Origin of the sequence: Edaphocola flava (assembly GCF_004118155.1) — a bacterium.
In the GTDB taxonomy this organism is placed as follows: Bacteria; Bacteroidota; Bacteroidia; order Chitinophagales; family Chitinophagaceae; genus Edaphocola; species Edaphocola flava.
The window spans coordinates 420136-432723 of record NZ_SAIQ01000001.1; the positions used below are offsets into that span (position 1 = coordinate 420136).

At 44.3% G+C, this 12588-nt stretch carries 4 protein-coding genes; all 4 read left to right on the forward strand.

Translation table 11 applies throughout. The features are described from left to right. Positions 1-298: 298 nt before the first annotated feature. A complete protein-coding gene (locus tag EMP01_RS01995; RefSeq protein ID WP_129019820.1) occupies positions 299-6172 on the forward strand; it encodes a GEVED domain-containing protein in 5874 nt (1957 codons plus the stop codon). Between the two features lie 223 nt (positions 6173-6395). Then, positions 6396-11210, forward strand: a complete 4815-nt coding sequence (locus tag EMP01_RS02000) for an Ig-like domain-containing protein (RefSeq protein WP_129019821.1) — start codon at positions 6396-6398, stop codon at positions 11208-11210. A 109-nt stretch (positions 11211-11319) separates the two neighbouring features. After that, positions 11320-11955, forward strand: a complete 636-nt coding sequence (locus EMP01_RS02005; RefSeq protein WP_129019822.1) for a class I SAM-dependent methyltransferase — start codon at positions 11320-11322, stop codon at positions 11953-11955. A gap of 70 nt (positions 11956-12025) precedes the next feature. Beyond that, a complete protein-coding gene (locus EMP01_RS02010; RefSeq protein WP_129019823.1) occupies positions 12026-12571 on the forward strand; it encodes a hypothetical protein in 546 nt (181 codons plus the stop codon). Positions 12572-12588 lie beyond the last annotated feature (17 nt).

The window sequence follows — 12588 nt, forward strand, 5'->3', positions numbered from 1 at the left end:
CCGGGGGCTTTCTTTATTATCAGTAATACCCATAAGCTTATGTCATATTACTATTTTGTGATAATTTTAACATTTTCATTACACTTAATTCACATTGTTGCCAAAATCATCATTTCATTGCTAATCAATACCTTTTAAAAAACATAATATTTTACCGAATATATAATAAATATAATTTAACACCATATCTATCTCTGATCACGACAGTAAGCTAGGCGAAATTTCACTTTCCTATTCAAAAACTATACATTCGTTGACCTTTTTATAAAAAGGATTATCTTTTTTAATATTTATTAGTATGAAAGTAAAATTCACATCTTCCGGAAGGATTTGGGCACTGCTCATTCCCCTTCTCATGTCCCAGACAGCACGTGTGCATGGTCAGGCGCCTGCAAGCTGTACGCCCGTCTACAGCACAGGTTGTACCTCGAATGACAACATCAGGGACGTGACCCTTGTAGGGGCGACTAATACCCTTTCCAATTTGAACACGCCCTGTGCGACTACGCCAATTAATGGCTACACAGACTATACTACCAGTGCTACTCTTGGCGTACCGGATCTATACCCTGGATCCACTTACAACGGGACGGCAACAACGACCTATACCAGCAGTTCTGAATATGTGAAGATTTGGATCGATTATGATAATGATGGTGTATTTGCCGCAACAGAGCAAATTGCTGCATATGGCCCTATCAGTAATACTGCTGCAGGTACGTACAGTTTTACCGTTCCGGCAGCAGCGACTCCGGGTGTGCGCAGAATGCGTGTAATGCTTGTTTATGCCTCATCTCCAAGCGGCCCATGTGCATCAGCATCCTTTGGAGCATGTCATGACTACAAAGTCTTAATAGCTTCTAGTGCTCCATGTACTAACCCACCTGCACCAGGTGCCACAGCCGCATCTCCTTCAGGGCAGGTATGTCCTGGCAATACCGTATCGCTTTCTTTACCCAGCGTTACCGTACCGACTGGCCAGACCTACGAATGGGAAAGTTCACCCAACAACGTTACCTATACCAGTATGGGAGCCCCATCTGCGATACCTGCTTTTAACGTAGCTCCGCTAGTGACAACCTGGTACAGATGTAAAGTTGTATGTTCTGCCGGTACTCCGGTATATTCTACCCCTATACAAGTAAATGTGGCCTTAGGTCTGGCAGGTACCTATACTATTAACGCTGCTGTAGCAACAGGAGGTACAAACTTCCAATCTTTTACAGCTGCTGCTGCCGCATTAAACTGTGGTATTACGGCACCGGTAACGATCAATGTAGTACCCGGTTCAGGACCATATACCGAAACCTTCAATCTTGCAGCTATTGGCGGAGCCAGTGCTACAAATAAAGTACGTATCAACGGTAATGGAGAAACCATCCAGTTCAACTCAACGGCTACGACCAACATGAGAATTGTAACCTTAGATGGTACAAAATACCTGACCCTGGACAGCTTAAACATTAAATCGTTGAATGCTACCTATGGTTGGGGGATACATGTTACCGGAAATGCAGAGAAAGACAGTATCCTGAGATGTACTGTAGATATGTCTTCGATTACTGGTACCTCTTCTGTAAATGGTAATGGTATTGTGGTATCAGGCAATAGCCTCACGTCTTCCACAAATGCTTCTAATGTGAAAAATCTGTATATCGGCAGCAATAAAGTTATTGCCGGTCCTGCAAATGCTGCGGGCGGATGTTATTATGGTATAGCATTCAGTGGTGTAAGTTCTACATCCCAGAACGATAGTATCTATATCGTAAACAATGAAGTAAGCAACTTCTACTATTACGGTATCAGAAGTTATTATAACAAGGGCGGAGAGATCAGTTATAATAATATACACAGAGCAACCAAAACCGTTTCTACAGCCACTTCTGCTTATGGTATATACTACTATTATGGTGTAGGTGTAAAATGTATTGGCAATAAAGTACATGATATGGGTGCTCCTGGTGTGGCCAATACCAGTACGCTCTATGGTATCTATAACTACCACTACAACAATACAGCTACAACGCCTATCCTGGTTGCTAATAATATTCTATATAATCTGGGTACATATTCCGGCTCTCAATACTTACTATACTGTTATGGTCCATCCATAAAAGGTTATCACAATACGATTGATGCAAGTGCCATACAGGCGACTACAGCCAGTTCTATATACGGTCTTTATGTAGGATATAATACCGGTAGTGATTTTAAAAATAATATCATCAATATTACCGGAGGTAATGGTGGTACCAAATATGGTATCTACCATAGTTCCACTACTTATGCAGCAAACTACCAGAAAAATGACGTTTATGTAAACTCTACACAGTCTGGTACACAAGTACCATACTACTATGGCGTAAACTATGCGTCTCTTGCTGCATTCCAGGCGGCCTACCCTGCACAGGAAGTAGGTTCTCCTAATACTGCACCACAGTTCACCAGCCCTGCAACGGGTAACCTGACTCCGGCTGCTTCTGCACTGATCAATACTGGTACCAATGTATTTACAGATGTACCTACAGACATTAGTGGAATACCAAGATCTGCAACACCAACAATTGGTGCATTCGAATTCTTACCTGCCGGTGCCAATGATGGCAAATCTGTAGCATTCATCAGCCCTGCAGGCACATATTGTGCCAATACGAACACTCCGGTTAAAGTCGTGATCGGTAATGCCGGTTCCAATACCCTGAGCAATATGACCGTAAACTGGAAGTTGAATGGTACTACCATGACGGCGTTTAACTGGACCGGTACCCTGGTTGCTCCAGGTTCTCCGACCGGTAATACAACAGATACCATTGTTTTGGGTACAGTATTATTACCTGCCGGTTCGAACAATATCGTGGTTTGGGTAACCAGTCCAAATGGCCAGACAGATCCGGTACATAATAATGACACAATTACCTGGACAGCAAACTCTGCATTACCTGGTGGTACCTATACCATCAACGCAGGTGCCCCTGCTTCGGCAACAAACTTTACCAGCTTTACCGGATTCAAAAATGCCCTGGCATGGGGTATCTGCGGCCCGGTGGTAGCGAATGTTGTAGCCGGTTCTGGTCCATATAACGAAATGGTTGAATTCCCTAACGTTACCGGATCAAGTGCAGTAAATACGATCAGAATTAATGGTAACGGGGAAATGTTACAATACAATGTACCTAATGCCAATATCTTACCGATATTCTCTTTAAACAATACCAAATACTTCACCTTAAATAACCTGAAGGTAAAAACCCTGAACAATACTTATGGATGGGGTATCCTGCTGACAGGTGATGCAAGCCGCGACAGTATTGTAAATTGTGAAGTAGACCTGTCGACCATTACCGGAACCAGTTCTATTAATGCGAATGGTATTGTCATCTCTGGTTCTAACACCTCTCCTACAACTTCTGCGGCAGTTACTTATATTAACATAAAAAACAATAAAGTAATTGCGGGTAGTACAGCTGCAGGTGGTGCATATTATGGTATTACCTTTACTGGTAACAGCTCAACTGCTCCTAATGACAGTATCAATATTGTAGGTAACGAAGTAACTAACTTCTATTACTACGGTATCAGGGCATATTACAATAAAGGTGGTGAGATCAGTTATAACAACATTCATCGTTCCAGCAAGGCCTCTACTACTACTTCGGCATACGGTATCTACTATTACTATGGTCAGGGTATCAAATGTATCGGTAACAAAGTGCATGATATGGCTATGCCTGGTGTGAATAATACCAATGTCCTGTATGGTATTTATAACTATCACTACAATAACACTCCGGCAACACCTAACCTGATTGCCAATAATATCATGTACAATCTGGGTACTTACTCCGGTACACAATACTTAATGTATATATACGGACCTGCTCAGAATGTATATCATAATACTATAGATGTAACTGCGCTGCAGTCCAATACTGGTGGTGGTTCTATATATGGTATCTACTATGGGTATAACAACGGCTGCAACTTCAAGAACAATATCATCAACATTACAGGTGGCAGCACCGGTGTTAAGTATGGTTTTTATGGTTCATCTACCAGCTATACAGCTGACTTACAGAAAAACAATGTTTACGTAAACTCTACCCAAACCGGTGCACAGTATCCGTATTACTATGGTACTGCATATGCAACCCTGGCAGCATTCCAGGCAGCATATCCAACACAGGAAGTAGGTTCACCAAGCGTAAACCCTCAGTTTATCTCTTCCACTACTGGTGATTTATCTCCGTTGAATGTTGCGGTAATGACTGCGGGTAACAACTTACTGGCAGATGTACCTGCCGACATTAACGGTGCGGCACGTTCTACTACACCAACCATTGGTGCATTTGAATTCAGTGTTTCCGGTACGAACAATGCAAGAGCACTGTCTTTATTGAAACCTACCGGCAACTACTGCTCCGGCACACAACCGGTTGAAGTAATGATCGGCAACGTGGGTACAAACAACATCAATACATTACAGATCAACTGGTCCGTAAACGGGGTTACACAGACGCCTGTTCCTTACTCCAGCTTATTAGTACCTATTGGCTCTGCATCTGGTCAAAGCTTTGATACTGTTTTACTGGGCAATGCTAACCTTAATCCGGGTAATAATGCCATCAAAGCATGGACATCAATACCAAACGGCCAACCTGACCCTTACCCGGCTAATGATACTGCAAAAATCATTGCAGTACCGGCATCATTCTCCGTAACAGGCAGCCTGGCTACTATCTGTGCCAATGATACCTCTGTATTATCATTATCTCCTGGATACGGATATACACCGGGTTCATTACAATGGGAGTACTCTACAAACGGTACTACCTGGACGGCTATCCCGAATACGGATACCGTGGTGTACAAAGCGACCGGCATCTCAACTGCAACTCAGTACAGAGTACGTATCTTAAGCGGTGGTAATGGTTGTATTTCACCAAGCTTTACGCTGAATGTTAACTATGTTGCTCCGCCAACAGTAGTAAGTGCACAAAGCTGTAGCCCTACTGCCTTAACACTGAGTGCAACTCCGGGCAGTGGTAACACCCTTAAATGGTACTCCAGTGCAACCAGCAATACCGTATTGGCTACCACCAACAGTTACACGACGCCAACCCTGTATGCAACCACAACATACTACGTTGTTGCGGTAACACCATCAGGATGTGCCAGCGTAAGAACACCGGTTAATGCGTATATCCATATCCTGCCACCAGCCAATCTGGGTCCGGATTTTGATACCTGTACCTTAAATGCAGCTGCCTTTACTATAGACCCGGGCACACAACACCCTGGTGCGACATACCTCTGGGATGATAACAGTACCGGAAGCAGCAGAAGCATTACCCAATCTGGAACATATTACGTAACTGTAACCGATACAAACACTTGTTTTAAATCAGATACAATTAATGTAATCGTAAATCCAAGACCTATAGTAGACCTGGATGCAGGTGGTACCGGATTCTGTGTTGGTGCAACCAAAGTACTGGATGCAGGACCAGATGGTGAAAACGGTGGTAATTACTACTGGACTAACGGTGCGACTAGCCGTACCATTACCGCAACGGCTGCCGGAACATACATCGTGTTTGTAACCAGCGCAGAAGGCTGTCTGACTTCAGATACCGTTACCCTGACCCAGGCCGGTTATGCTCCTACAGCAACAGGTATCCTGGCCCTGGCCAACAGTCCTATGGGCTTTACCTTCTCTGCCGTAAATCCACAGAATGTTGTGGGATATGAATGGAATTTCGGAGATGGCACACAGGTGAGTAACCTGCCTACCCCATCGCATACATATGCTGCTGGCGGTTATTATACCATCAAAGTAAAACTGTTCAGCGTTTGTGCAGACATTACTGATAGCTCTACAGTATATATCCTGGGTACCGGTACTAATGATATTAATATCACAAAAGATGCCATCAAAGTATATCCTAATCCGTCGAACGGACAAACGATATTTATGGAAGTGGCAGATCGCATCCGTATCAAAGATGTGGTGGTATTGAATAACCTGGGACAGGAAGTACACCGCAAAGCATATAACAATGGCGGAAATAAATATGAATTAAACCTGCCTGCTCACCTGAGTGCTGGTATGTACCAGTTACATATCAACACCGGCGAAGGCACCACGGTTCGCAAAATTGAATTAATGAAGTAGGGATAACAATCCTTATCTGTAAAAAAAGGTCCGGCGCTCTATAGAGCGCCGGACCTTTTTTTATAGATAACACATCTGAAACAAATATCTATATGAAAAATACGGCCAAATGATTTTTTTAGTATAACTTTATACTCTCTCTAAATTATACTTTTTGTGTCGGCCTTCTCTGGCTGACGGGCTATTTATTATTGGTGCATTATCAATTATAAATACCAAAAGTATGTTACGCAAACCCTTTTACAATGTTTTTCATGCGCTTCTATTCCTGCTGACCCTGTATAGTTCAGGCAGTTTATACGCGCAGGCAGTGACCATTACGTCCTCCTCTACCACCGTTACCGGGCTGACCAATAGCTCAGGCGGCAGTACAACCACTATTAACTTCCAGAACAGTAATCCCTACCCCATCATTATTACGAATCTTTCGGGTGTATCAGGGACTTCAGGAAATATGAATGCGTCACTCTGGTACAAACCCGGTGCCATCACAGCAGCTCCAGGACTTATTTCAGCCGTAAACGGATGGCAACTTGCAGCAGCCGGCACATTTGCCAATACCGCAAATACCACTACAACCAATGCGGTACCTGCATTATCTAACATCAACCTGGTTATACCACCCAATACTACGTATGGACTTGCCGTATACCTTGATGGTCAGCGGACTTGCTTCCCGGCTCTGGCCGCCACATTAACCGGTGGTGGCTGTACGGTGACCATGAGCCCGACAACCAGCTATGGTAGTGGTATACCGAACAGTAGTCAGACAACTTCACTCTCCTATAACTGGATAGGGACGATCACTTTTATCAAAGGTGTAAATGGGATGAATAATGCAGGCATTACCCAGTTGAGCAGTCCGGCAGGCAATACCTGCGCCGGAACTTATCCGGTTAAAGTAAAAGTGAACAACGCCGGTAATAATTTAATCAACAATGTTACCGTACAATGGTTGCTTAATGGTGTGGCACAAACCCCATATGCACTCAGCCAACCGCTGGATACTTTTGGGGGCAGCGGGGTTAATGAAAGAGAGGTAACACTGGGTAATTATACCTTTGCATCCAATACCCCGGTTGCCATTAAAGCATGGACGACCCTACCGAACGGTGTAGCCGATACTGTTCCCGGTAATGACACCATTAATAAAGTTATTAAAACCGGCCTTTCCGGTACATATACGGTAAACAGCGCCGCCGCTACCGGGGGCACCAACTACGCTTCTTTTACAGCACTGGCCAACGACCTGAATACTTATGGCTTATGCGGGCCAGTAACGGTAAATGCTGTTGCAGGATCTGGACCATACACCGAGTATATCAGTTTCAAAAATTTCCCGGGCAGCAGCGCCACGAATACGGTACGCATCAATGGTAACGGGGTAACCGTAAAATACCTGAACACGGCAAACCAAAGACAGCTGTTAACATTGGAGGGCACCCAATATACCCGCATAGACAGTATTACATTCCAGTCTATAGCTACAGATTATTGCTGGGGCGCCTTATTGTATGGCAATGCACTAAATGATTCTATAACCCGATGTACGTTTGACCTGAGTTCCATCGTGACAACTACCTTCGCAAACTCCAGCGGCATTTTGCTCAATGGTGCTCCACTAAGCCTTTCTGTAGGAGGCACTAACGGTACGAACTGTTACATCGCCGATAACTATATCAAAGGCGGTACCGGTACCGGTGGTATGTATGCCGGCTTCTATATATTCGGCAACAACAATAACAATATCATCCGGAATAACCGCATTGAGAATTTCTACAATACCGGTATTTCATTGACAGACGGTATCAATAACATTGTTGAAAATAATGAAATCCATCGTGCCACTAAGACAGGTATGAGCTCCTTTACCGGTATTAGCTGCGGCGGATCAACCACCACCACCGGGAGCCTTATTGTACGCAACAATAAAATACATAGTCCTTACGGTGGTACCGCGGCGAATACCAACTCATTTACCGGTATCACAAACTCCGCCGACGGAACAAGTGCGAATCCAGCTCTGTTCTACAATAACATGATTTATGATGTTAACCAGGGAGGAACTATCTACGGCTTATTTATAAACAATGCGCAATACTCCCGTTATTATCATAACACCGTAGACTTTAGCAAACCACTGACCGGTACCGGTCAGGTATACGGAATGTACATTGCAGGCCCTGATACACAACTGTATGTTCATAATAATATGGTCTCCATCACCAGTGGGACACAAGGTACCAAATATGGATTTTACTATTTTAACGGAGTGTCTGTTACGGATGCGCAGAAAAACAATATTTATGTAAATTCTAATCAGTCCGGACTTCAGTATTACGGGTATCTCAATACCCCATACACGACACAGGCCGCATTTCAGGCCGTATATCCTGCGCTTGAAAATGGCTCCCCTATTGCAGATCCGCAATATGTAAATGCGGCTGCCAATAACTTTACTCCTGCCAATCCCAATGTAACCAATGCCGGACTTAATCTAACCAGCAATGTACCGGTAGATATCTTCGGTACTACCCGTACCATCATGCCAACTATCGGGGCTATTGAGGTGCTGCCTACACAAACGAATAATGGCGCACTCACACACCTGCTGACCAAAACATCGTTGTTCTGTGCAGGCAATCAGAACCTTTACCTGAGGCTGGCCAATACAGGAACCAATACCATTACCAGCGCTACACTGAACTGGCAACTGAATGGTGTAAACCAGACTCCTTTAAACTATACCGGCAATATGGTTGCTCCAACCAGCACCAGTGGACAATGCTTTGATACCATAACCCTCAGCAATGTACCCGTTACCGGCCCGTCAACGATAAAAGTTTGGCTGACACAGGTAAACGGCGCAGCAGACAATAATCACAACAATGATACCATACAGTTATCACTGAGCCCGACTACATTTGTAGTGGCATCAGCCAAAGACAGCATTTGTAGTGGTACTCTGGCTTATCTGGCTTTAACACCTAAAATCGGTTATCCTGCAGGTGGACTGCAATGGGAAAGCTCTCTGAATGGTAGTATCTGGACTCCATTGAGCAGTACCGATACTACCCGGTATGCATCCGCGGCACTGAGCGCCAATACCTGGTTCCGTGCCCGTATCATAAATGGTGGTACCGGATGTTATTCCAACAGCAAACTGATCAATGTAAATACCAATACCCTTACCGCTGCAGACACTTCCCGTTGCGGACCAGGCAGCGTAACCTTCAATACGAGTACGACTTCCGGCAATGTAGTAAAATGGTACACTGCAGCAACTGGCGGTACTCCTGTAGCTATAGGCAACAGTTTTACGACTCCTTCTCTCAGCGTGACTACGCCATATTATGTTGCATCCGAGTCCGCAAACCTGATGGATACCAGCGTTGGCCGTCAGTCCACAACATCAACTTCAAGCAGCGGAACCAATGAATCAGGATTGGTATTTGACGCCTTGCAATCTTTCATACTCAGCTCGGTAAATGTATATGCGATCGTGAATCCTGCAGGCCCGGGTACCGTAACGGTTTCTTTAAAAGATGCCAGCGGTACAGTACTGCAAAGCGGCACCTTCCCGGTTAATGCAACTTACCCAAATGGAACATTGGCAACCCTACCGCTGAACTTTACAGTACCTGCAGGCACCGGCCTGCGCCTGACACTGAGCGCCTCTACCGGTATTGCAGGCCTGGCCAGAGAAACGATTGCGGCTAATATCAACTTCCCCTACACCCTTAACGGTGTGTGTACTATTAACTCATCTTTCAGCGGCACCTCTATCCTGACAACACAATACCTGCACTTCTTCAACTGGAAGATCAAAAATGGTTGTAGTGGTGCACGCCAGCAAGTCAATGCCATCATCAAACCGAAACCAACCGTTACCTTAGGCAATGACACCGCTATCTGTCCGGGTAATAGTATTACCTTAAACGCTACTTCTACTCCGGCTACCGGTCTGAGCTATCAGTGGAGCACTGGTGCAACCACGAATAACATTACAACAAATACACCAAACACCTATTGGGTGAAGGTGACGAACAATGTAAGCTGCTCGGCTACTGATACCTTAGTATTGAGCAATGCACCGATTCCAACAAACGCACTGGCGGCTGATTACGCATTATGTACAGGAGGCAATGTAGTATTAAATGCCGGCAACCCTGGTAATACTTATCTGTGGAACACCGGCAGTACAAGCCAGAGTATTACCGTTACGACACCGGGTAACTATACCGTAAAAGTAACCAATGCAGGTGGCTGTAATACGATCTGTAATACACATGTTACCCAATATCCTTTGCCTTTAAAATCACTGGGTGCAGACCAGGTGATCTGCAGCTGGGATACTGCTATATTGAATGCAGGTAATCCGGGTTGTACCTATAACTGGAATACCGGTAATACAACACAGATCATTACAACACCAGACTCCGGTACCTACTGGGTAAAAGTTACCAGCACTGTAGGCTGTGTGCAGTATGACACGGTACATATTGCTTATGCAACCATACCACCAAATGATGGGTTCAACTTTATACCCCAGATCAATATCCAACCGGGACAAGTATTATTTGAACCGATCAATCCCCTGGCTGGCCTGAGTTATACCTGGAACTTTGGAGATGGCACCCCGGAAATAACACAAAACAGTCCGGTACATATTTACGCCTCAAACGGCAATTATGTAGTAAAAATGACCTCTTTCAATGGTTGTCTGTACCACGATACAACACTCACCATTAATGTTGATCTGCTGACCGGAATCAAACGAGTGCATGGACTGGAGGCAACTATTGATATATACCCTAATCCTGCACAGGACATTCTGAATATCGAGATCAGGGATAAGGATATCAAAATGAATGGCATTGCGGTGTACAACAGCATTGGTCAGACTGTATTCCAGCAAACCATGCTGCATACCACCAAACAACAAATCAGTCTGAGCAACCTGAGCGCGGGCAGTTATATCATACATATCATTACCCCGAACGGTATTACCTACAGAAGATTTAATATTATCCGATAAAGATCTGCTTATTACACTACATCAGGGGCTGTACTTTTGTACAGCCCCTTTTTTGCGGACTACATAATTTCGTCAGCGATGATTATTTTTGTATAAAACCTATTTAGCTATGTCCGGACAAGATGATAAACAGCCCACTTTTGATGCCTGGAACAAGGTTGCCGCATTGTATGAAAGCCGGTTTATGGATCTGGACATCTACAATGATTCCTACGACTTCTTTCTTGGCTTACTCAACCAAAATGCAACAGTTCTGGAGCTGGCCTGCGGACCGGGCAATGTTACCCGTTACCTCTTACAGCATCGCCCCGACCTGGAGATTACCGGTATAGATATTGCTCCGAATATGATAGAGCGGGCAAGGCATAATAATCCGAAGGCGGCATTTGAAACAGGTGATATCAGGGCAATAAAAAACAGAACAGATTGCTACCAGGCTATTGTTTGCGGCTTTGGTCTGCCCTACCTCAGCCCTGAAGAAACCGCTGCATTGTTCGCAGACTGCTCCGGGCTTACAGCAAAAGAAGGTGTACTGTATATCAGTTTTGTGCCGGGCGATCCTGCTCTGTCTGGTTTACAAACCGGCAGCAGCGGAGATCAGATGTATTTCTATTATCATGACCCTCTAATGATCGAACAGCAGCTTCTAGATACCGGATGGCAGGTACATCACCAACTGAATGTACCCTATACCCATACAGATGGCAATGCCTCGACGCATATCATATATATCTGTATAAAATAACTGACAGTCTTTATAACCACCACTTATGAAATCACTTATTTTTTTGTTACTCTTTCTTTATCCTCTGCAGATGCATAGTCAAGAAACCAAAACGAAGTTCTGGCATATAGACAGGGCCTATGGAGAAACAGGTACTATTTCAGGGTATTATTATCTGTATCGATGGATATACAAAACACAGGACAATAATGCTAGATGGCAGGATTTATCCTCTGGAATTTATACCGCTTGGGTTATGGGCAATAGTAAATTTCAGGCTAAAGCAAGGATCTCTACCAGCGGAGGTGGTCTTATAGAAGCGTCATATACCGATATTTCATTACTTGCCGGCCCGGTTTGCCACTTTCGTCATGCTGCCATGGAGCTGGCAATAGGATTGGGTTACCAGGAATATGAATTAGAAAGCTACAGGGTACAATATGGTCCTCCGGTCAAAACTATAGGTTTTGCTTTCGAAGCAGGAATGCAATTGATTCCGGTACACTTCTTTGGATTGGCACCATTCCTTCATGGCAACATTACTACCAGGACATTTAATATTGGAGCAGGATGTAAAATAATGTTCGGCAAAGTGGGTTATACCAAGAAAGAATATAGCAGCCTAAAACATAGTTAAAGCAGTAGGGATATAAC

Coding starts and splice junctions, on each gene's coding strand:
- EMP01_RS01995 (WP_129019820.1), top strand. CDS start 299: ATGAAAGTAAAATTCACATCTTCCGGAAGGATTTGGGCACTGCTCATT.
- EMP01_RS02000 (WP_129019821.1), top strand. CDS start 6,396: ATGTTACGCAAACCCTTTTACAATGTTTTTCATGCGCTTCTATTCCTG.
- EMP01_RS02005 (WP_129019822.1), top strand. CDS start 11,320: ATGTCCGGACAAGATGATAAACAGCCCACTTTTGATGCCTGGAACAAG.
- EMP01_RS02010 (WP_129019823.1), top strand. CDS start 12,026: ATGCATAGTCAAGAAACCAAAACGAAGTTCTGGCATATAGACAGGGCC.